Source organism: Achromobacter sp. FW305-C-28 (assembly GCF_058783235.1).
Genome location: NZ_JBYSYL010000002.1, coordinates 472,553 through 492,957 on the forward strand (window position 1 = coordinate 472,553; position 20,405 = coordinate 492,957).

16 protein-coding genes are annotated in these 20,405 nt (G+C 67.8%); 13 read left to right on the top strand and 3 right to left on the bottom strand.

The window, feature by feature from the left end; translation table 11 throughout:
- Positions 1-20: 20 nt before the first annotated feature.
- Together AC3WMR_RS07150 and AC3WMR_RS07155 are read right to left on the bottom strand one after the other, a co-directional pair.
- Complete coding sequence (locus AC3WMR_RS07150) at positions 21-1,220, bottom strand: efflux RND transporter periplasmic adaptor subunit (RefSeq protein ID WP_492263359.1); 1,200 nt, start codon at positions 1,218-1,220, stop codon at positions 21-23.
- A 90-nt stretch (positions 1,221-1,310) separates the two neighbouring features.
- Positions 1,311-2,210 carry a LysR family transcriptional regulator gene (locus tag AC3WMR_RS07155; protein WP_492263360.1) on the bottom strand — a complete coding sequence of 300 codons (900 nt, stop codon included), beginning with the start codon at positions 2,208-2,210 and terminating at the stop codon, positions 1,311-1,313.
- Positions 2,211-2,346: 136 nt separating this feature from the next.
- Between AC3WMR_RS07155 and AC3WMR_RS07160 the strand changes: the two genes are divergently transcribed.
- Positions 2,347-3,540 carry an FAD-dependent oxidoreductase gene (locus AC3WMR_RS07160; RefSeq protein WP_492263361.1) on the top strand — a complete coding sequence of 398 codons (1,194 nt, stop codon included), beginning with the start codon at positions 2,347-2,349 and terminating at the stop codon, positions 3,538-3,540.
- 60 nt (positions 3,541-3,600) lie between these two features.
- A complete protein-coding gene (locus AC3WMR_RS07165; RefSeq protein ID WP_492263362.1) occupies positions 3,601-4,302 on the top strand; it encodes a hypothetical protein in 702 nt (233 codons plus the stop codon).
- Between the two features lie 39 nt (positions 4,303-4,341).
- Here the strand turns inward: AC3WMR_RS07165 and AC3WMR_RS07170 are convergent, their stop codons facing one another.
- The gene (locus AC3WMR_RS07170; RefSeq protein ID WP_492263642.1) at positions 4,342-5,604 is read right to left on the bottom strand and encodes an NnrS family protein; all 1,263 of its coding nucleotides are present in this window, start codon (positions 5,602-5,604) and stop codon (positions 4,342-4,344) included.
- 241 nt (positions 5,605-5,845) lie between these two features.
- Here AC3WMR_RS07170 and AC3WMR_RS07175 point away from each other — a divergent pair, with 241 nt between their 5' ends.
- The 11 genes from AC3WMR_RS07175 to AC3WMR_RS07225 all read left to right on the top strand — a co-directional run bounded on the left by AC3WMR_RS07175 (position 5,846) and on the right by AC3WMR_RS07225 (position 20,398).
- Positions 5,846-7,105 carry an MFS transporter gene (locus AC3WMR_RS07175; RefSeq protein ID WP_025138553.1) on the top strand — a complete coding sequence of 420 codons (1,260 nt, stop codon included), beginning with the start codon at positions 5,846-5,848 and terminating at the stop codon, positions 7,103-7,105.
- Positions 7,106-7,129: 24 nt separating this feature from the next.
- Entirely contained in the window at positions 7,130-8,512 is a 1,383-nt protein-coding gene (locus tag AC3WMR_RS07180) for a NarK family nitrate/nitrite MFS transporter (protein WP_492263363.1), read from the top strand.
- A gap of 150 nt (positions 8,513-8,662) precedes the next feature.
- Positions 8,663-12,418, top strand: coding sequence for a nitrate reductase subunit alpha (locus AC3WMR_RS07185; RefSeq protein WP_492263364.1), 3,756 nt, complete (start codon positions 8,663-8,665; stop codon positions 12,416-12,418).
- Positions 12,415-13,980 carry a nitrate reductase subunit beta gene (gene narH / locus AC3WMR_RS07190; protein WP_492263365.1) on the top strand — a complete coding sequence of 522 codons (1,566 nt, stop codon included), beginning with the start codon at positions 12,415-12,417 and terminating at the stop codon, positions 13,978-13,980. Before AC3WMR_RS07185 ends, narH begins: the two co-directional genes overlap by 4 nt.
- 15 nt (positions 13,981-13,995) lie before the next feature.
- A complete protein-coding gene (gene narJ, locus AC3WMR_RS07195; RefSeq protein ID WP_492263366.1) occupies positions 13,996-14,643 on the top strand; it encodes a nitrate reductase molybdenum cofactor assembly chaperone in 648 nt (215 codons plus the stop codon).
- Positions 14,644-14,671: 28 nt separating this feature from the next.
- Entirely contained in the window at positions 14,672-15,355 is a 684-nt protein-coding gene (gene narI / locus AC3WMR_RS07200; RefSeq protein ID WP_025138548.1) for a respiratory nitrate reductase subunit gamma, read from the top strand.
- Between the two features lie 24 nt (positions 15,356-15,379).
- Complete coding sequence (locus AC3WMR_RS07205) at positions 15,380-16,216, top strand: peptidylprolyl isomerase (RefSeq protein WP_492263367.1); 837 nt, start codon at positions 15,380-15,382, stop codon at positions 16,214-16,216.
- Positions 16,213-17,238, top strand: a complete 1,026-nt coding sequence (moaA, locus tag AC3WMR_RS07210) for a GTP 3',8-cyclase MoaA (RefSeq protein ID WP_492263368.1) — start codon at positions 16,213-16,215, stop codon at positions 17,236-17,238. Before AC3WMR_RS07205 ends, moaA begins: the two co-directional genes overlap by 4 nt.
- Before the next feature lie 15 nt (positions 17,239-17,253).
- Complete coding sequence (locus tag AC3WMR_RS07215) at positions 17,254-17,913, top strand: carbonic anhydrase (protein WP_175196123.1); 660 nt, start codon at positions 17,254-17,256, stop codon at positions 17,911-17,913.
- The gene (gene mobB / locus AC3WMR_RS07220; RefSeq protein ID WP_492263369.1) at positions 17,910-18,407 is read left to right on the top strand and encodes a molybdopterin-guanine dinucleotide biosynthesis protein B; all 498 of its coding nucleotides are present in this window, start codon (positions 17,910-17,912) and stop codon (positions 18,405-18,407) included. The genes AC3WMR_RS07215 and mobB overlap by 4 nt, the downstream gene beginning before the upstream one ends.
- A gap of 53 nt (positions 18,408-18,460) precedes the next feature.
- On the top strand, positions 18,461-20,398 hold the full coding sequence (locus tag AC3WMR_RS07225; RefSeq protein ID WP_492263370.1) for a type IV pili methyl-accepting chemotaxis transducer N-terminal domain-containing protein: 1,938 nt from the start codon (positions 18,461-18,463) through the stop codon (positions 20,396-20,398).
- The last annotated feature ends 7 nt before the right edge of the window (positions 20,399-20,405 follow it).

Sequence of the window (20,405 nt, forward strand, 5' to 3'; positions counted from 1 at the left end):
GCGGCTCGTATTAACAGGCCCTAGTTCCGGGTGTCCACGACCTGCACGCCGCGGCCATCGTGCAGGCGGTCCACGCCTTCGACCACCACGCGCTCGGCGGGCGCCAGGCCCGACACGACGGTGATGCGGCCGGCGTTGGCGCGGCCCAGCGTCAGTTCGCGGCGCGTGGCCTTCAGGGCGTCGTCGATGACGTAGACAAAGGCGCCTTCGGTGCCGTATTGCACCGCGGCCGTGGGAATGGACAGCACGTCTTCGTGCTGCGCCAGGGCCAGCCGGATGTTGACGAACTGGTTGGGGAACAGCGATTCGTCGGCGTTCTCGAACAGGGCGCGCAGTTTGACGGTGCCGCTGGCGGCGTGGACGCGGTTGTCCAGCGCTTGCAGCGTGCCTTCGGCAAGCAGGCGCCGGTCGTCGGCATCCCAGGCTTGTACCCGCAGCACCGCGCTGTCGGCGCGCGCCTGGGCCTGCGCTTGCCGCAGCAGGTCCAGCCGGGTTTCCGAAATGGCGAACAGCGCCGAGATCGGCCGCATCTGCACCAACGTGGTCAGGCCATTGGCATCGGTGGCGCGCACGTGGTTGCCGGCGTCGACGCGGCGCAGGCCGATGCGGCCGTCCTGCGGCGCGGTGATACGGGTCTGGTCCAGCAGGCGGCGCGCGTCGGCCACGCGGGCGGCCAGGCGCTGGCGCTGGGCGGCATAGCTGCGCGCCTGGGCCTCGGCGGTGTCCAACTGCTGGCCCGCCACGGCCTCCTGGCGGGCCAGGGTGCGGTAGCGGTCCAGGTCGATGCGGGCGTTGTGCAGCAGCGCATCGGTATGGGCCAATTCACCTTCGGCCGCGGCCAGGGCGGCCTGGTAGGGGCGCGGGTCGATCTCGGCCAGCAGCTGGCCGCGCTGCACCGCCTGGCCTTCGGTGTAGTGCAGCCGTTGCAACTGGCCGTCGACCTGGCTGCGCAAGACCACTTGCGCCAGCGGGGTGATGGTGCCCAGGGCGTGCAGGTCCAGCGGTAGCGGCCCGCTGCGCGCGGCGGCGACGCTGACGGCCACGGGCTGCTGGTCGTAGTTGGGGATGGCGGGGGCGCCTGGGCCGGGCGACAGATAGCGCCACACGCCCCAGGCGGCCAGCGCGACCGCGATCAGGGCGGCTGCCAGCGCCTTGGCGCGGCGTTTTTCAGGCGGGGGGAGACGGGGGGAAACGGGGCCCGCGGGCAGGGGCAGGGACATCGGTACTGCCAGGGTCAGGGGTTGGGGACAGTTCGTGATTCTATCTGAATAATAATTATTAGCGTTTTGGCATCAGCAAATTGTCAGGTTTCAAGGGGAAAGGCGCGATTGCATGAATTCCAGCAAGGCGCGCACGCGCGCGGTCACCGAGTGGCGATGGGTGTACACGCCCAGCAGTTGCAGCGGGGCGGGCCGCAGGTCCAGCGGCACCTCCTGCAAGCGGCCTGCCGCCAGGTCGTCCTGGCATGACATTGCTGCCAGGATGGCAAAGCCGATGCCCTGGCGGGCGCCGGCCAACGCCAATTCCCCGCTGTTGACCCGGTAGCGGCTGCGCACCGGCACTTTCACGATGCCGCCTGCACCGTCGTCGAACTGCCAGGGTTGGCCCTTGAGCGCGCTGAGCGTGGTGATGCAGGGCAAGGCTTTCAGTTGGCGCACGTGGCGGGGCGTGCCAGTCTTGGCGAGCAGGGCCGGGGCCGCGACCACGAGGCTGGGCAGCGTGACCAGGTCGCGGGTGATGAGCGCGCTGTCTTCCAGGCGGCCGCGGTGGAACACGATGGACAGGTCCACGTCTTCGCGCAGCGCGTCGATGCCCGTCAGACGGGTATCGCATTCCAGCTCGATGGCGGGATGCAGATCGCAGAACTCGGCGAGGATGGGGGCGAGCAGCCGCGGCGCCTCGCCGGGCATGCACATCTTCAGCGGGCCGCGCAGTTCGCGCCGCACGGCGCCCAGTTCCTCTTCCGTGCTGGCCAACGCATCGAGCAGGGGCTTGGCGCGCTGGTACAGCAATTGGCCGGCCTCGGTCATGCGCAGGTGGCGGGTGCTGCGTTCCAGCAATCGGGCGCCCAGTCTTTTTTCCAGCGTGGCCACGTGCCGGCTGACGTTGGACGACGGCATCGCCAGCCGGCGCGCGGCCCCCGCGAAACTCTGTTCGTCGACGACGGCGGCGTAGACGCGCACGGCATTCAGATCCATGGCCTGTCGCATGATTATCCCGAATAGGGTAAGAAACGATCCTATTTTTGCATGCTGGTTATCGCATCTGGCGCAATCTACGATGCCGTCTCGTTTCAAATCTGGTCCCCGCAGGCGGTGGACGGCAACATACCAAGGAGTCTTCAACATGGACATCGGCATCGTGGGCGGCGGCGTGGCGGGCTTGAGCGTCGCGCTTTCCCTGCATCGGCTGGGGCACCGGCCCACGGTCTACGAGCGCGGCGACGGGCCGGCCACCATGGGGGCCGGCGTCACGCTGTGGCCCAATGCCGGCCTGGTGCTGGACGAGCTGGGGTTGTTGCGCGACGTCGCCCGGGTCGGGGGGCGGCCGGTGGCGATGCGCCGCCTGGACTCGGCGGGCCAGTCGCTGGGAGGCATGGATATCGGGCTGCTGGACCGGTTGATGGGGTATCCCACCCATACGATCCTGCGGCGCGATTTGCTGGCCGTGCTGTTGGACCACGCTGCCAGGGCCGGGATCGACGTCCTGTATGGCCACCGCGCCATGGCGATCGACCTGGACGATGGCGGCAGGGCCGTGGCCACGTTCGAGAACGGTGTGCGCATTCGGCCCGACCTGCTCATCGGCGCCGATGGCCGCATGGGTTCGGTCGCGCGCCGCTTCGTGGCGGGCGACAACGCGCCGGTCTACCAGGGCTTCGTGAACTGGATAGGCGTGGCGTCGGACGCCGGCGCATTGGTGGACGATATGGCCATCCAGGACTACTGGGGCGTGGGCGAGCGCTTCGGCCTGGTGCCGGTCCGGCAAGACCTGGTGTATTGGGCCGCGGCCCAGGCGCGGCCCAATGCACCAGGTCTTGCCGAGGCCGGGGCGACGGATCTGCGCGCCGACGTGCAACGCCTTTTTGGCCAGTGGGCGGGGCCGATTCCCCGGATCATCCAGGCCACGCCCACGGCGGCCTTGCGGCTGATTGCCGTGCACGACCTGGAGCCGCTACCCGTCTGGAGCCGGGCCAACGTGCTGCTGGTGGGCGATGCGGCGCATGCGCCGTTGCCCACGTCGGGGCAAGGCGCCTGCCAGGCGTTGGAAGATGCCTGGCACCTGGCGCGTTGCCTGGAAGAGGCCGGCGCCACCCTGGACGCCGCGTTGCAGCGTTTCACTCGAATTCGGGGGCCCAAGACCGCGCAGTTGACGCAACAGGCGCGCGGGTTTGCGCAGGCCCTGTTCGTCACGGAACCCGACGTGTGCCGGACCCGCAACCAGCAGGTCCTGGCGGCCGACCCGGTGCAGCAGGTGCGGGCCATGGCCGCAGGGTGGGGACAGGGGCTGGAATCGGCAAGCGTGCGCCCGCAGGGATAAAATGCCGTCCAATCATGCCGTGGCGCGCGGTGCGCCGCATTCATCGAACAGGTTTCAGCCATGCCAGAACAATCTCCCGAAGCGCTCGCGCTCGAACTGGACGCCGCGCGCGCCAAGCTGCGCCTGTGGCGCGAGGTGGAACCCGCCTACCAGAAGCAGTTCGAAGACGTGCTGGCGCCCCTGGAATCAGCCGCGCTGGAACTGAAGGCCAAGCTGGTGCTGTGCTTTGACCATGCCTGCAAGCAGAAAGAGCTGACCCGCGCCGAACGCGAATTGGCCTCGGAACTGGTGCAGCAGCTGGGGCAAGAGACGCTGGCGGCCATCGTGCTGGACGGCACGCCGGCCGACTGCGACGTGGACCGGCTCAAGGCCGTGTACTTGAAGCACAGCGGGTCGGACTTCGATGCCGAGGTGGCCGACGAACTGGCGCAAATCCAGGCCCATGCGGTGACCCTGGCGCTGGCGGTGCCGGCTGAACCCGATCCGGGCCCGGACCTGGCGGCGCAACTGGCCGCGGTGCGGCGTGAACTGCTGGCGGTCGAAGAGCACTTCGCGGCCCGCTTTCACTTCGATCCGGATCAGGACATCGACCCGGCCGAGCTGATGGAAGACCTGGCCGCCGAGATCGAAGACGCCGAGGAATACATCGGCGAACTGGAATTCGAGCTGACGCAGTTCGTGGACATGCAGCAGGTCAAGGCCTGGCTGAAGGCCATGAAGAAGCAGCTGGACGCGAATAAGCGGCGCGACGACCGCGCGTAATCCGGTCGAGGCCTTTGCGGACCAAGGCGCTCAAGACGCTCAGGGCGCCTGCCGCGGCCCCGCCGGCACGATGCGCATCATCGGCGCCGCGCCCTTGGCCGGCGCGTCAAAGCGCGGCCGGATCATCCACGGCGTAAAGCGCCACAGATACAGCCCGAACGCCAGCGCCCAGGCACCAGCCGACGCGTGCAGCAGGCTCAGTGCACCCGCGGTGGGCAGCAATGCCGCCAGGCGCAGCAGCGCCGCCAGGATCACCAACGCATAGCTCAGCACCATGCTGCGGTCGGTGCGTAGCGGCCGCCCCAGGTGGCCCAGCGCGGTGCGCGTGGCCATGCCCAGGATCAGCACGGAAAAGCCGGCCACGCCAATGACGTGCGCGGGCCAGGCGGGCCGTCCCACATAGCCGGCCAGTTGCGCCGCGCCTACCAGCAGGCCGATGCCCAGGCCGGCATAACCCGCGTACAGAATCCACAGCAAGGGCACGCGGCGCGCGGCCCAGGGCTTCCAGGCCAGCCATTGCGCCAGCGCAATCAGGCCCGTGGCCGCCAGCAACAGTGCGGCCGCGCGCGGCACGCCGGCCAGCAGGCAGGCGATGGCCAGCACGCCCGTGGCCAGCTGCCAATGGCCGCTGCGGGTATGCGGGGCAATCTCCAGGCCGGCGACCGCACGCTTGGCAAAGAAGGGGATGACGCGCCGCGCGATCAGCAGGGTCAGCACCGCCATGCTCAGCAAGCCCGCATTGAAGTAGCGCATCAGCGCCAGGTAGTCGCCGGCCAGCACCGCGCGCACATACAGCACGTGGGCGGCGGCCAGCGCCACCAACAGCAGCGGCACGCCGTAATTGCGGCGGTTGCGCGTGACCCAGACCGAACGGCCCAGCGCCGCGGCGCCCCACAGGAAGAACAGCAGGTCGGCACCCGCGGCGACGTAGAGCGCCGCCGTGCCCGGCGCCAGGTAGGCTGCGCGCGCCACCAGCCAGGCCCCGCACAGCAGCGCCAGCGGCAGGCCGCGCAGGGGATTCCTGCCGGTCCAGTTGGCGCCCGCCGTCAGCAGAAAGCCCACCGCGATGGTGGCGACAAAGCCCCACAGCATCTCGTGGGCGTGCCAAGGCATGGCGGTCAACACGCCCGTCAGCCGGGCGGGCGCGAACACCCAGAGCAGCACGGAAACCAGCGCCCAGGCGCAGCCGGCCAGGTACAGCGGGCGAAAGCCCATTTCCGTGAAGGCGCGCCAGTCGGGCGCCGGCGGGCGATTCTGATCGCGGGGCGCAGCGGGTTCTTCCAGGGTCAGCAGGGTGTTCATGGGGTCTTTGCCCGTCGTGGCCGCCATGGCGGCGATAAACATTCATTTCAAATACATATTAATACCGTTGAACGGCCGGCGGCCAGCGCGGCGGGTTGATCCAGCGCAAACACGGCCGCTTCCCGGGGGTGACTAGTCACAACGGCAGGGGGTGTTTGGTCGGGTGGGCAATGGTGGGCCGCGCCCGGCATGCCTACGCTGGGTGCAGTCGTATCCGAGTGCACAACTAGCGAGAATCACCATGGCATCAACTCACCCCTCGGCCAGCGCGCCCATGCGGGTCCTGGTATCCAGCACCTTCGCCTTCACCATCTGTTTTGCGGTGTGGATGATCTTTGCGGTGCTGGGCATTCCCATCAAGGCCCAGCTGGGCCTGTCTGAAACCGAATTCGGCCTGCTGGCCGCCATGCCGGTGCTGACCGGTTCACTGGTGCGCGTGCCGCTGGGCATCTGGACCGACCGCTACGGCGGCCGGCCCGTGTTCTTCGTGCTGATGCTGCTGGCGGTGGTGCCGATCTGGCTGCTGTCCTATGCCACGCAGTACTGGCAGTTCCTGGTGCTGGCGCTGTTCGTGGGCCTGACCGGCGGGTCGTTCTCGGTCGGTACGCCCTATGTGGCGCGCTGGTTTCCCCGCAGCAAGCAGGGCCTGGCCATGGGCGTGTTCGGCGCCGGCAATTCGGGTTCGGCCATCACCAAGTTCGTGGCGCCTGCGCTGATCGCGGCCGCGGGCGGCGCCTGGGTGATCGTGCCGCAGGTATATGCCGTGGCGCTGCTGGTGACGGCGATCCTGTTCTGGCTGTTCTCGGCATCGGACCCCTCGCACCGCGTGGCGGGCGGGGCCAGCCTGTCGGCCCAGTTCGCCATGCTCAAGGACCCGCGGGTGTGGCGCTACTGCCAGTACTACTCGGTGGTGTTCGGCGGCTACGTGGCGCTGGCGCTGTGGATGACCAAGTACTACATCGGCGAATACGGCTTCGACATGAAGCTGGCGGCGCTGCTGGCAGCCTGCTTTTCCCTGCCGGGCGGCGTGCTGCGCGCCCTGGGCGGCTGGATCTCTGACCGCTACGGCGCCTACAAGACCACCTGGTGGGTGATGTGGGTGTGCTGGGTGGCGTTCTTCATCCTGAGCTATCCGCAGACCCATTTCACTGTGCTGACCACCGGCGGCCCGCGCCAGTTCGACATCGCCCTGGGCCCCACCAGCTTCACCGTACTGCTGTTCGTGGTGGGCATCGCGATGGCGATCGGCAAGGCCTCGGTCTTCAAGTTCATCTCGGATGAGTTCAGCGACAACATCGGCGCTGTGTCCGGCATCGTCGGCCTGGCCGGCGGCCTGGGCGGCTTCGTGCTGCCGATCCTGTTCGGCGTGCTGCTGGACCTGACCGGTGTGCGCTCCAGCGCCTTCATGCTGCTGTACGGCACGGTCTGCGTCTCGCTCATCTTCATGCATTTCAGTTTCCGGCCCGAAAGCGCCGCCATTGCCCGGCGGCAAGCCGCCTGACCCCGTCCCTGATCGGAGAACCCTATGTCTACCCATGTCCTGGCGCGCTGGGAGCCGGAAAACCCCGGCTTCTGGAAACAGACCGGCGCGCGCATCGCCAATCGCAACCTGTGGATCTCGATTCCCGCGCTGATGCTGGCGTTCAGCATCTGGATGCTCTGGAGCGTGGTGGTCGTCAACCTGGACCGCGCCGGCTTCATGCTGTCCAAGAACCAGCTGTTCTGGCTGACCGCGCTTCCCGCCTTGTCGGGCGCCACGCTGCGCATCTTCTATTCGTTCCTGGTGCCGGTGTTCGGCGGCCGCAAGTGGACGGCGATCTCCACCGCCTCGCTGCTGATTCCGGCGCTGGGCATGGGGTTTGCGCTGCGTGATCCGACCACCTCGTTTCCCACCTTGCTGATCCTGGCGCTGCTGTGCGGCCTGGGCGGCGGCAATTTCAGTTCCAGCATGGCCAACATCAGCTTTTTCTTTCCCAAGGAAAAGAAGGGCCTGGCGACGGGGCTGAACGCCGGCATCGGCAACCTGGGTGTGTCGCTGGCGCAGTTCGTGGTGCCGGTGGTGATCTCGGTGGGCATGTTCGGCGCCCTGGGCGGCGATCCGCAGACGGTGGCGGGCGACGCGCCGCGCAGCCTGTGGCTGCAGAACGCCGGCTTCATCTGGGTCTTGCCCATTGCGCTGGCCTCACTGGCCGCCTGGTTCGGCATGAACGACATCGCCGATGCGCGCGCGTCGTTTGCCGACCAGGCCGTGATCTTCAAGCGCAAGCACAACTGGCTGATGTGCTGGTTGTACGTGGGCACCTTCGGCTCGTTCATCGGGTTTTCGGCGGGCTTCGCCATGCTCACCAAGACCTTGTTCCCGCAGGTGGACCCCATGACCTATGCCTTCCTGGGGCCGCTGGTCGGCTCGCTGACCCGGCCGGTGGGCGGTTGGGTGTCCGACAAACTGGGCGGCGCGCGGGTCACCTTGTTTACCTTCGCCGGCATGATCGCCGCCGTGCTGGGCGTGATGGCGTTCCTGCCGGTGCACGGGCAGGGCGGTGACTTCAACGGCTTTCTGGCCATGTTCATCGTGCTGTTCGCGCTGACCGGCGTGGGCAACGGGTCCACCTTCCGCATGATTCCCGTGATTTTCCTGCGCGAACGCACCCAGGCCGCGCAAGGCAAGGGCGCCAAGGCGGAAAAGCAGGCGCTGACGGACGCGGCCCGTGAATCCGCGGCAGTGCTGGGCTTTTCCGGCGCGATCGGCGCCTATGGCGGCTTTTTCATCCCGCGCAGCTTCGGCACGTCGCTGGACCTGACGGGCGGCGCGCAGGCCGCGCTGCTGTGCTTCATCGGCTTTTACGCCACGTGCATGGTGATCACCTGGTGGTACTACGCGCGCCGTAATGCGCCGGTGCCCTGCTGAAGCGCCGGGCTGGCCGGGGTGACTAGTCACTCTGCCGCGCCCGGCCTATGCCACTGGCGAATGGTCGCCCGCCGGGCCCGCGCCTAAAGTGGTCTGGACAGCACTGATGGCAGTACGCGCCGGCAAACCCGGCGCCCTTGGAGAACCATAATGAGTCATTTTCTGGACCGGTTGAAGTTCATGTCGCGGGTGAAATCCACCTTCGCGGACGGTCACGGTGAGCTGGTCAATGAAGACCGCAAGTGGGAAAACGCCTATCGCGCCCGCTGGCAACACGACAAGGTGGTGCGCTCGACCCACGGCGTGAACTGCACGGGCTCTTGCTCGTGGAAGGTGTACGTCAAGAATGGCCTGATCACCTGGGAAACCCAGCAGACCGACTACCCGCGCACGCGGCCCGACCTGCCCAACCACGAGCCGCGCGGCTGTCCGCGGGGCGCGTCCTACAGCTGGTACGTCTATTCCGCCCAGCGCGTGAAGTACCCGATGATGCGCGGCCGCCTGATGGAAATGTGGCGCGAGGCCCGCAAGACCATGGACCCCATCGTGGCCTGGGAATGGATCAGCCAGGACCCGGTGCGCGCCAAGCGCTACAAGTCGGTTCGCGGCCTGGGCGGCTTCGTGCGCACCGACTGGGACACGGCGATGGAAATGATCGCCGCCGCCAACGCCTACACCATCAAGCAATTCGGCCCTGACCGCCTGATCGGCTTTTCGCCGATTCCCGCCATGTCGATGGTCAGCTACGCCGCCGGCGCCCGCTACCTGAGCCTGTTGGGCGGCGCCTGTCTGAGCTTCTACGACTGGTACTGCGACCTGCCGCCGGCCAGCCCGCAGGTCTGGGGCGAGCAGACCGACGTGCCGGAATCGGCCGATTGGTACAACTCGACCTACCTGATGGTGTGGGGCTCGAACGTGCCGCAGACGCGCACCCCCGACGCCCACTTCTACACCGAGGTCCGCTACAAGGGCACCAAGACGGTGGCGGTATCCAGCGACTTCGGCGAAATGGTCAAGTTCGGCGACATCTGGCTGGCGCCCAAGCAGGGCACCGACGCCGCGCTGGCCATGGCCATGGGCCACGTCATCCTGAAGGAATTCCACCTGTCGGGCGCCTCGGCCTATTTCCGCGACTACGTGCGCCGCTACACCGACATGCCCATGCTCGTGCTGCTGCGGGAACGCGACGGCTTCTACGCGCCCGACCATTTCCTGCGCGCCTCGCACCTGGACGGCGCGCTGGGCGAACAGAACAACCCCGACTGGAAGACGCTGGTCATCGATGCCGCCAGCGGTGATCTGGTGGCGCCCAACGGCAGCATCGGTTTCCGCTGGGGCGAGGGCGCGGTCAACGGCGGCGAGAAGGTCGGCCGCTGGAACCTGGAATCGCGCGACGGCGGCAGCGGCCGCGAGATCGAGCCGGTGCTCAGCCTGATCGACCGGGCCGATGCCGTGGTGGGCGTGGGCTTTCCGTACTTCGGCGCCGAACACGACGACCTGATGGTGCGCAACGTGCCGGCCCGCCGCATCCGCCTGGCGGACGGCAGCGAGGCCCTGGTGGCCAGCGTCTATGACCTGCAGATGGCGAACTACGGCCTGGACCGCGGTCTGGGCGGCGGCAATGTGGCCACGTCGTATGACGATGACGTGCCCTACACCCCGGCCTGGCAGGAAAAGCACACCGGCGTGCCGCGCGCGCAGGTGATTCAGGTGGCGCGCGAGTTCGCGCAGAACGCGCACGACACCGAAGGCAAGTCGATGGTGATCGTGGGCGCCGGCCTGAACCACTGGTACCACATGGACATGATCTACCGCGGCATCATCAACATGCTGATGATGTGCGGTTGCGTGGGCAAGAGCGGCGGCGGCTGGGCGCACTACGTGGGCCAGGAAAAGCTGCGGCCGCAGTTCGGCTGGGCGCCGCTGGCGTTTGCGTCCGACTGGGTGCGCCCGCCGCGCCAGATGAACGGCACCTCGTTCTTCTACGCCCACACCAGCCAATGGCGCCACGAAAAGCTGCACGTGCAGGAAGTGCTGGGCCCCACCGCCGACCGCGGCCGCTATGGCGACCTGAGCATGATCGACCTGAACGCCCGCGCCGAGCGCATGGGCTGGCTGCCGTCGGCGCCGCAGCTGCGCACCAATCCGCTGGACCTGACCGACCAGGCCGCGGCCGCCGGCAAGGACCCGGTGGCCTTCGCCGCGGAACAGCTCAAGTCCGGCGCGCTGAAAATGTCGTGCGAAAACCCCGACGACCCCGCCAACTTCCCGCGCAACATGTTCGTGTGGCGCTCGAACATCCTGGGTTCCAGCGGCAAGGGCCACGAGTACTTCCTGAAGTACCTGCTGGGCACGCAGAACGCCGTCTTCGGCGACGAGGGCGACGCGATCCGGCCGACCGAAGTCACCTATGAAGAAGACGCGGCCGAAGGCAAGCTGGACCTGTTGACGGTGCTGGACTTCCGCATGAGCACCACCTGCCTGTACGGCGACATCGTGCTGCCCACCGCCACCTGGTACGAGAAAGACGACCTGAACACGTCGGACATGCACCCGTTCATCCACCCCTTGAGCGAAGCGGTGCAGCCGCTGTGGGAAAGCAAGACCGACTGGGAAATCTACAAGCTGCTTGCCAGGAAGTTCAGCGACATCGGCGGCCCCTACCTGGGCAAGCGCCGCGACCTGGTGCTGACCCCGCTGATGCACGACACCCCGGGAGAGCTGGGCCAGGCCTTCGAGCCGAAAGACTGGAAGCAGGGCCAGTGCGACCTGGTGCCGGGCAAGACGGCGCCCAACATGACGGTGGTGGAACGCGACTACAACGACATCTACCGCAAGTTCACGTCGGTGGGCCCGCTGCTGGACAAGCTGGGCAACGGCGGCAAGGGCATCAACTGGAACACCGAGCACGAAGTGCACGAACTGGGCGGCATCAATGACAACGTGGCCGAGGCGGGCGTAAGCCAGGGCCGGCCGCGGCTGGACACCGCCATCGACGCGGCCGAGATGATCCTGACCTTTGCACCCGAGACCAACGGCCACGTGTCGGTCAAGGCCTGGGAAGCGCTGGGCAAGATCACCGGGCGTGACCACACCCACCTGGCCGTGGGCCGCGAGCACGACAAGATCCGCTTTCGCGACATCCAGGCGCAGCCGCGCAAGATCATTTCGGCGCCCACCTGGTCGGGCCTGGAAAGCGAAGAGGTCAGCTACAACGCCGGCTACACCAACGTGCACGAGCTGATTCCATGGCGCACCCTCACCGGCCGCCAGCAGTTCTACCAGGATCACCGCTGGATGCTGGATTTCGGCGAAGGCCTGTGCGTGTACAAGCCCGCCATCGACACCAAGACCATCGCGCCGATGCTGGGCCGCTACCCCAATGGCGAAAAGGAACTGGTGCTGAACTGGCTGACGCCGCACCAGAAATGGGGCATCCACAGCACCTATTCCGACAACCTGCGCATGCTGACGCTCAGCCGCGGCGGCCCCCATGTGTGGGTGTCCGAGACCGAGGCCAAGCAAGCCGGGCTGGTCGACAACGACTGGGTCGAGGTCTTCAACGTCAACGGCACGCTGACCGCCCGCGTGGTGGTCAGCCAGCGCGTGCCGGTGGGCATGTGCCTGATGTACCACGCCCAGGAAAAGATCGTGAACGTGCCGGGCGCGGAAACCAGCGGCAAGCGCGGCGGCATCCATAACTCGGTCACGCGCACGGTGCTCAAGCCCACGCACATGATCGGCGGCTACGCGCAGCAGGCCTACGGCTTCAATTACTACGGCACCGTGGGCGCCAACCGCGACGAATTCGTGGTGCTGCGCAAGATGAAGAAAGTGGACTGGATGGAAGGCCCGCTGGTGGAAGACCCCGCCGCCGCAACGCAACTGGAAGAGAAGCAATCATGAGGATACGCGCCCAAATCGGCATGGTGCTGAACCTGGACAAGTGCATCGGCTGCCACACTTGCTCGGTCACCTGCAAGAACGTCTGGACCAGCCGCGACGGCGTCGAATACGCCTGGTTCAACAACGTCGAAACGAAACCCGGCATCGGCTATCCCAAGGAATGGGAAAACCAGAAAAAGTGGCAGGGCGGCTGGAAGCGCACCGCGGCCGGCAAGCTGGAACCGCGCCAGGGCGGCAAGCTGCGCATCCTGGCGAACCTGTTCGCCAACCCCAACCTGCCGCAGATCGACGACTACTACGAACCCTTTACCTTCGACTACGAACACCTGAAGAACGCGCCCCTGTCGCAGACGCCGCCCACCGCGCGCCCGGTGTCGGTGCTGACCGGCAAGAAGATGGACAAGATCGTCTGGGGCCCGAACTGGGAAGACGACCTGGGCGGCGAATTCGCCGCGCGCAGCCGCGACGCGCTGTTCGAAGGCGTGCAGAAAGAGATGTACTCGACCTTCGAGAACACCTTCATGATGTACCTGCCGCGCCTGTGCGAACACTGCCTGAACCCGGCCTGTGTCGCCAGCTGCCCGTCGGGTTCGATCTACAAGCGCGAAGACGACGGCATCGTGCTGGTCGACCAGGACAAATGCCGCGGCTGGCGCATGTGCATCTCGGGCTGCCCGTACAAGAAGATCTACTACAACTGGCACAGCGGCAAGGCCGAGAAGTGCACCTTCTGCTATCCGCGCATCGAAGCCGGCCAGCCCACGGTGTGCTCGGAAACCTGCGTGGGCCGCATCCGCTACCTGGGCGTGCTGCTGTATGACGCCGACCAGATCGAACGCGCCGCCGCCGTGGGCGACGAGCAGGACCTGTACGAATCGCAACTGGGCCTGTTCCTGGACCCGCATTCGCCCGAGGTGATCGCCGCCGCGCGCGAACAGGGCATCCCCGAATCGTGGCTGGAGGCCGCGCGCCAGTCGCCGGTCTACAAGATGGCCGTGCAGTGGCGCGTCGCCTTCCCGCTGCACCCCGAATACCGCACCTTGCCGATGGTCTGGTACATCCCGCCGCTGTCGCCCATCCAGACGGCGGCCGAAGCCGGCCAGATGCCGCAGCGCACGCTGGGCAAGAGCGCCATGATTCCCGACGTGGCCAGCCTGCGCATTCCGGTGCGCTACCTGGCCAACCTGCTGACCGCCGGCAAGGAAGCGCCGGTCTTGCAGGCGCTGGAACGCATGCTGGCCATGCGCGCCTACAAACGGTCGGAAACCGTGCATGGCGAACGCGACACCGCGTTGCTGGAACAGGTGGGCCTGACGGATGCCACCGTGCAGGACATGTACCGCATCATGGCGATCGCCAACTACGAAGACCGCTTCGTGGTGCCCAGCAGCCACAAGGAAATCGTCGAAGACAGCTTCAACGAAAAGGGCAGTTGCGGCTTCACCTTCGGCAACGGCTGCTCGGGCGGGGTGTCGGAAGGCACGCTGTTCGGCCGCAAGCCGCAGGGCAGCGAGATCTTCATCGACATGCCTAAGTCGCGCAAGAAGGCCGCCACGGCCTGACCCAGGAGAAACGCCATGAAACTCTATCAACTGCTTTCCGCGCTGCTCTGCTACCCCGAACAGGACCTGGTGGATGCGCTACCCGAACTCGAAGAACGGCTGGCCGCCCACCCGGACGCCGAGGAAACCCTGCAACCGCTGGTTGCCCATCTGGCCAGCCACGACCTGATTGCCCTGCAGGAAACCTACGTCGCCACCTTCGACCGCAACCGGGCGCACTCCCTGCACCTGTTCGAACACGTGCACGGCGAAAGCCGCGACCGCGGCCAGGCCATGGTAGACCTGCTGGATACCTACCGCGGCCATGGCTTCGAGCCGGTGGTGTCCGAACTGCCGGACCACGTACCGCTGTTCCTGGAATTCCTGGGCGTGATCGACCCGGCCGTGGCGCAGGACCTGCTGGACGAGGCCATCCACGTGCTGGCGGCGGTGGGCGCGCGCCTGGCCCGCAGCGAAAGCCCCTATGCCAGCGTGTTTGCCGTGCTGCGCGGCCTGTCGCGGGTGACGCCGCGCGAACAGACCGCGCCGCCGGTGCGCGACATGGACGAGGCGATGGAAACCTTCGGCGCCGGCCCCGATGGCGTCGAGCCGCTCTTGCGGCCGTTCTCGGGCGATGGCGCGCAGGCGGTGCGGTTCTATCCGCGCGCGCCAGCCGCCCATTGAATCCCCGTCTTTTCAGGACCCAAGCATCATGAATTCCCTGAATCAGTTCCTCTTCGGCATCTACCCCTACATCGCGCTGACGGTGTTCCTGCTCGGCAGCCTGGCGCGCTTCGAGCGCGAGCAATACACCTGGAAGACGGACAGCTCGCAGCTGCTGCACCGCGGCCAGCTGCGGCTGGGCAATATCCTTTTCCACATCGGCATCCTGGGGCTGTTCTTCGGCCACCTGGCGGGCCTGTTGACACCCGTGGCGGTGTGGGACTGGCTGGGCGTGTCGCACACGCTCAAGCAGACGGTGGCCATGGTGGCCGGCGGCGTCATGGGCGGGCTGTGTCTGATCGGCCTGTTGATCCTGATCCACCGCCGCCTGAGCGACCCGCGCATCCGCAAGACCACCCGCCCTGGCGACAAGCTGCTGTTGCTGTGGATTCTGGTGACCCTGCTGCTGGGCCTGTCGACCATTGCGCTGTCGGCCGGCCACATGGACGGCGAGATGATGGTGCGCCTGATGACCTGGGCGCAGCACATCGTGACCCTGCGCGGCGACGCCGCCAGCCACATCGCCGACGTGCCGCTGCTGTTCAAGGCGCACCTGTTCATGGGCCTGACGCTGTTCGTGATCTTTCCCTTCACCCGGCTGGTGCATGTCTGGAGCGGCTTTGCGTCGCTGGGCTACCTGGGCCGCGCTTGGCAACTAGTGCGCCCGCGCTGAGGCGTGTTTTCCAAGGAGCCGGACATGCCTGTGATCGTCAATGGCGTCGAACTGAACGACGCCGAGCTGGAACAAGAACTGCCGCGGCACGCGGATGCCGCCAACCCCATGCGCGCCGCCATCACGGCGCTGGTGCTGCGGCGCGTGCTGCTGGACGAGGCGGCGCGGCAGGGCGTGGATCAAGGGCAGGGCGTGCGCTCGGGAGCCGACCGCCGTGCAGATCCGGGCGCCGCCCCGGGTTTGGACGTCACCCCGGATCTGGCCCGCGAGGACGAGATCATCGGCGCCTTGCTGGACCGCCAGGCCCCGACGCCCGAGGCCGACGAGGACGCCTGCCTGCGCTATTACCAGTCCCACCCGCAGCGCTTCGTGGTGGGCGAACTGATCGAGGCCGACCACATCCTGTTCCAGGTCACGCCGGGCGTGAACCTGGACATGCTGCGCGCCCATGCCGACGCGGTGCTGGCGGACCTGCTGGCCGATCCGTCGCGCTTTGCCGAGGTGGCGCGGCAGCAGTCCAATTGCCCCTCGGCCGCGCTGGGCGGCAACCTGGGGCAGCTGGGGCGCGGCGACACGGTGCCTGAATTCGAAAAGGCGGTGTTCGCCTTGCCGGCCGGCGGCCTGTTGCCGCAGGTGCTGCAAACCCGCCATGGCCTGCATATCGTGCGGGTGACGCGGCGGGTGGAGGGGCGGCGGCTGCGCTTTGACGAGGTGCGCGAGCAGATCGCCGCGGCCTTGTCGGCGCTCAGCCGCGACACTGCCTGGCGCCAGTACGTGAAGCTCTTGGTCGAGCGCGCCGACGTGCGCGGCATCGACCTGGGCGGGGCAGAGGACGACCGGGTCTTCGGGAGTCCGTCATGAACCCGCGACCGGCAAGCGATTCGTTGGGCGCCGCGCCGGCGCCGCAGGGGCTGGTTGACGGCCATGGCCGCCGCATCGACTACCTGCGGGTATCGGTCACCGACCGCTGCGACCTGCGCTGCGGCTACTGCATGCCCAAGGGCTTCAAGGGATTCGAGACGCCCGCCAACTGGCTGCGCCATGACGAAATGGCGCGGCTGGTGGGCCTGTTCGCCGGGCTGGGCGTGAGCAAGGTGCGCCTGACCGGCGGCGAACCCTTGCTGCGTCGCGGCGTGGCGGACCTGGCGGGCGCCATCGCGGCGCTGCCCGGCGTAGCCGACCTGTCGGTGTCCACCAACGGCACCCAGCTGGCTCGACATGCCGGGGCGCTGCGCGCGGTCGGGGTCAGCCGGCTCAACATCAGCCTGGACACGCTGGACGCCGCCGAATTCTCCCGCATCACCGGCCGCGACTGCCTGGACGCGGTGCTGTCCGGCCTGATGGCGGCCCGCGACGCCGGCTTTGCCCCCATCAAGCTCAACAGCGTGGTGCACGCCGCCACGCCCGAAGCCGACGTGCGCCGGCTGCTGGGCTACGCGCTGGCGCAGGGCTTCATCCTGCGCCTGATCGAACCCATGCCCATCGGTGACAGCGGCCGCCGCTACACCCATGCCGACCTGGGCGCCCTGGGCGCGCGGCTGGCGGCCGAGCATGGCCTGGTGCCGGCGCTGGCCGGGCAGGGCGCTGGCCCGGCGCGCTACTGGACGGCGGGCGCCGGGGCGCCGGCCCTGGGCGTCATCACGCCCCTGTCGCGGCACTTCTGCGCGACCTGCAACCGCGTCCGCCTGGGCGTGGACGGCACGCTGTACCTGTGCCTGGGCCAGGAAGACCAGATGCCGCTGGGCCGCCTGCTGCGCGGCGGGGCCAGCGATGCCGAGCTGCAAGCGGCGATCCGGGCCGGTATCGCCGCCAAGCCGGAAAGGCACGAATTCAACGCCCGGCCCGAGCGCATCGTGCGCTTCATGTCGCAGACGGGAGGGTAAGGCATGGGCCAACGCATGGGTGACATCGAACGGCTGGTCGACGGCTTCCAGCGCTTCCAGCACCAATACTATGAAGCCACCCCGTCGCTGTACCGCAACCTGCGCGACGGCCAGCATCCCAGTACCTTGCTGGTGGGCTGCTGCGATTCGCGGGTCGACCCGGCCATGCTGCTGGGCTGCGACCCCGGCGACATCTTCACCGTGCGCAACGTGGCCAACCTGGTGCCGCCGGCCGACCGCGACCAGGGCCACCACGGCGTGCTGGCCGCGATCCAGTTCGCCGTCGAACAACTGGCGGTCAGCCGGATCATCGTGCTGGGCCACGCGCAATGCGGCGGCATCCGCGCGCTGATGGACCGGCCCGCCCGCAGCGACGGCGACCCCGACTACCTGAACCGCTGGATGGACATCGCCGAACCGGCCCGCCAGCGCGTGCTGAGCCAGATGCCCGAGGCGTCCCGCGCCGAGCGGCGGCGGGCCTGCGAGCAGGCGTCCATCCTGATTTCGCTGCGCAACCTGGAAGCCTTGCCCTGCGTGGGGCGGCGGGTGGCGGCGGGCGACCTGACCCTGCACGGCTGGTATTTCGACCTGGTGGCGGGGGCTTTGCTGGCATACTCGGCGCGGGCGGACGCGTTTCTGCCCATCGTGTGTCCTTTGTTCACGGAGCCAGCATGACCCCCGTATTCGGCATCGCCGGCCGCTCCGGCAGCGGCAAGACCACCCTGATCGAGGCCATGCTGCCGCTCTTGGGCGCGGCCGGGCTGGCGGTCAGCGTCATCAAGCACAGCCACCACGATTTCCAGATGGAGCCGCCCGGAAAAGACAGCGCGCGCTTTCGCCTGGCCGGGGCGCGCGAAGTGATGGTGGCCTCGCCTTTTCGCTACGCCATCGTGCATGAACTGCGCGATGCGCCGGAACCGTCGCTGGCAGAGCAGGTGGCCCGGCTGGCGCCGGCCGACCTGGTGCTGGTCGAAGGCTTCAAGGCGGCCGACATTCCGCGCATCGAGGTCTACCGGCCGGCGCTGGGCAAGCCGCCGCTGCACGGGGACGACCCCGGCTTCCTGGCGGTGGTGACCGACGCCGCGCTGGACACGGCCTTGCCGTGCCTGCCCCTGAACGATCCAGCGGCGGTGGCCGCGTTCATCCGGCGCACGGTCGGGCGGGACTGAACTACACTGATCGTCTGCGATTTTCCTCGAAAGTCCCTGCAAGTCCCGCTTCCATGCCCCTGTCTTCCACCCCCGCCGATGCCGACGGCCTGCCGTCGTCGCGACATCGCCTGTCCACCCGCATCATCGCCAGTTCGCTGGTGGCGCTGATCGTGGTGCTCAGCATGGTCAGCTGGACGCTGTGGCTGTCGTGGCAGCTGGAAGGCGCGGGGGCGGCCATCAACGATACCGGCAGCTTGCGCATGCGCGCCAACCGGGTGGCGGTGGAACTGATGCGGCCGCAGGCTGGCCGGCAGGTCCGCACCGACGAACAGCTGCGCCTGATGGACGACACCATCGCCCGGCTGGCGCGCGGCAACCCGGCGCGGCCGCTGTTCATTCCCAACGATCCGGCCATCCGCGAGCAATGGCTGGGCGTGGCCGATTACTGGCGCAGCATCATGCGGCCGGCGGCGGCGCGTGCCATCGAACGCGAAGACGCCGCCGACTACCTGGAAACGCTGCCCGATTTCGTGGCCCGCGCGGACGCCCTGGTGCGCATGATCGAGCAGGACAATGCCGGCAAGACCACGTCGCTGCGGCTGTCGCAGGGCGTGCTGGCGGCGATTGCCAGCGCCGGCACCCTGGCCATGATCTACCTGCTGTACCTGTGGATCATCTCGCCCGTGCTGCGGCTGCGCGACGGCCTGCAGCGCATGGCGGCGCGCGAATTCAGCACCCGCCTGCCAGTCGAAAGCCGCGACGAATTCGGCGTGCTGGCGCGTGGCTTCAACCGCATGGCCGACGAATTGCAGGGCCTGTACACGGGACTGGAGCAGCGGGTAGGCGAAAAGACCGCCCAGCTGGCCGCGCAGAACCGCGACATCGGCGCGCTGTACGACATGGCCGCCTTCCTGAACCAGCCCAACGAGATCGAGGCCATGTGCCAGGGCTTCCTGCGCCGGGTGATGCTGCAATTCGATGCCGAAGGCGGCAGCATCCGCGCGCTGGACCCGGACAACGACACGCTCAACCTGGTGGTGTCGGTGGGCCTGTCCGAAGACCTGGTCGAATCCGAACACTGCATGCGGGTGGACGACTGCTACTGCGGCGTGGCCACGCGCCAGGCCGGCGTGATCGTCATTCAGGACCTGCGCCAGGCGCCGGCGCCGCAAGACCTGAACTGCCAGCGCGACGGCTTTGCCAGCGTGGCCGTGTTTCGCATCGTGACCCGCGACGAGGTGCTGGGCTCGTATTCGCTGCATTTCCGCAACCCGCGGCAACTGGCGCCGTCCGAATCGCAGCTGCTGGAAACCCTGGGGCAGCACCTGGGCGTGGCGCTGGACAACCGCCGCCTTTCCGCCCAGGCGCGCCAGCTGGCCGTGGTGCAAGAGCGCGGGCTGGTAGCCCAGGGCCTGCACGACAGCCTGGCGCAGGGGCTGAACTTCCTGAACCTGCAACTGCAATTGCTGGACGCGGCGGTCAAGCGCGGCGACCAGGCCGAGATCGACGAGATCCTGCCGCTGCTGCGCACTGGCGTGGACGAAAGCTACCAGGACGTGCGCGAGCTGTTGACCAACTTCCGCAGCAAGCTGGGCCAGGGCGATCTGCGCGACGCCATGCAGGACACGGTGGAACGCTTTCGCCGCCAGACCGGCCTGTCCGTCACGCTGGCGTTCCAGCAGGGCGAGGGCGCGCCGCTGCCGCCCGAGCAGCAATTGCAGGTGCTGTTCATCCTGCAGGAAGCGCTGTCCAACGTGCGCAAGCATTCCGAGGCCGATCGGGTCGAGATCCGCGTGCACAACGCGCGCGATTTCAGCCTGGACATCATCGACAACGGCCAGGGCTACGACCCGGCCGAAGTGGCGCGCCGCGGCGAGGCCCACGTCGGCCTGCACATCATGCGCGAACGCGCCGCGCGCATGCAAGCCACGATTAAAATGCAATCCCGTCCCGGCCACGGCACGCACATCGCGCTGCTGCTGCCCGGCGCCGAACGCCAGGCCGCCTGAGCCCATC

What these genes read in the sequence shown, in the direction of transcription:
- AC3WMR_RS07150 (WP_492263359.1), bottom strand. Translation starts at nt 1,220, where the DNA reads ATGTCCCTGCCCCTGCCCGCGGGCCCCGTTTCCCCCCGTCTCCCCCCG.
- AC3WMR_RS07155 (WP_492263360.1), bottom strand. Translation starts at nt 2,210, where the DNA reads ATGCGACAGGCCATGGATCTGAATGCCGTGCGCGTCTACGCCGCCGTC.
- AC3WMR_RS07160 (WP_492263361.1), top strand. Translation starts at nt 2,347, where the DNA reads ATGGACATCGGCATCGTGGGCGGCGGCGTGGCGGGCTTGAGCGTCGCG.
- AC3WMR_RS07165 (WP_492263362.1), top strand. Translation starts at nt 3,601, where the DNA reads ATGCCAGAACAATCTCCCGAAGCGCTCGCGCTCGAACTGGACGCCGCG.
- AC3WMR_RS07170 (WP_492263642.1), bottom strand. Translation starts at nt 5,604, where the DNA reads ATGAACACCCTGCTGACCCTGGAAGAACCCGCTGCGCCCCGCGATCAG.
- AC3WMR_RS07175 (WP_025138553.1), top strand. Translation starts at nt 5,846, where the DNA reads ATGGCATCAACTCACCCCTCGGCCAGCGCGCCCATGCGGGTCCTGGTA.
- AC3WMR_RS07180 (WP_492263363.1), top strand. Translation starts at nt 7,130, where the DNA reads ATGTCTACCCATGTCCTGGCGCGCTGGGAGCCGGAAAACCCCGGCTTC.
- AC3WMR_RS07185 (WP_492263364.1), top strand. Translation starts at nt 8,663, where the DNA reads ATGAGTCATTTTCTGGACCGGTTGAAGTTCATGTCGCGGGTGAAATCC.
- narH (WP_492263365.1), top strand. Translation starts at nt 12,415, where the DNA reads ATGAGGATACGCGCCCAAATCGGCATGGTGCTGAACCTGGACAAGTGC.
- narJ (WP_492263366.1), top strand. Translation starts at nt 13,996, where the DNA reads ATGAAACTCTATCAACTGCTTTCCGCGCTGCTCTGCTACCCCGAACAG.
- narI (WP_025138548.1), top strand. Translation starts at nt 14,672, where the DNA reads ATGAATTCCCTGAATCAGTTCCTCTTCGGCATCTACCCCTACATCGCG.
- AC3WMR_RS07205 (WP_492263367.1), top strand. Translation starts at nt 15,380, where the DNA reads ATGCCTGTGATCGTCAATGGCGTCGAACTGAACGACGCCGAGCTGGAA.
- moaA (WP_492263368.1), top strand. Translation starts at nt 16,213, where the DNA reads ATGAACCCGCGACCGGCAAGCGATTCGTTGGGCGCCGCGCCGGCGCCG.
- AC3WMR_RS07215 (WP_175196123.1), top strand. Translation starts at nt 17,254, where the DNA reads ATGGGTGACATCGAACGGCTGGTCGACGGCTTCCAGCGCTTCCAGCAC.
- mobB (WP_492263369.1), top strand. Translation starts at nt 17,910, where the DNA reads ATGACCCCCGTATTCGGCATCGCCGGCCGCTCCGGCAGCGGCAAGACC.
- AC3WMR_RS07225 (WP_492263370.1), top strand. Translation starts at nt 18,461, where the DNA reads ATGCCCCTGTCTTCCACCCCCGCCGATGCCGACGGCCTGCCGTCGTCG.